General features: G+C 64.8%; 1 protein-coding gene. It reads left to right on the plus strand.

Annotated features, from left to right (window positions below; translation table 11 throughout):
- A partial coding sequence (locus HB681_RS37760; RefSeq protein WP_213960000.1) for a hypothetical protein occupies positions 1-503 on the plus strand: 503 nt, incomplete at its 5' end.
- Positions 504-514 lie beyond the last annotated feature (11 nt).

Here is a 514-nt window from a genome sequence, read left to right on the forward strand (position 1 = left end):
GCGCGAGCGATCGGCGTGGCGCCTCCGCCACGATATGGTTGAAGTGCTGGCGCCGGACCGACTTGCGGCACTACGATGGCGCGATGCGAAGCGCGCAGTGCCGAGCCCTGATGTTCAATAATTTCTTCATCGCGACGACCCTTGCGGGCGCGATGGCGATGGCAAGCCTGAGCCCCTTAGCCCATGCGCAAACCCAAGGCGTTGCGCCGCTGCACGGCGAGCAGCAGGAGGCCGACTACCGCGTGATCGCGGCACGCTGCGGGACTCCAGTATTCGAGAAAGCATTTACCCGCCGATCGAGAGCCGCCGTTGTCGCGGGACTGGTGTCTCCGAATCGCGAGGCGGCGAGCGTCGAGAAGACGATCACGGCGCTCAGGCGCAGCCCCCTCGTGCTGGTGACCGCATCCACTGAATGTCCGGCACAACTGGCACAACTTGAGGCGATCCAAAAGCAGCGCAGCGGACTTGTGACGCGCTCGCGAGCATCGACGTCACGGCCATAGACGACACCGCA

It is taken from the genome of Variovorax sp. dw_954, assembly GCF_018449755.1.
GTDB lineage: Bacteria > Pseudomonadota > Gammaproteobacteria > Burkholderiales > Burkholderiaceae_C > Variovorax.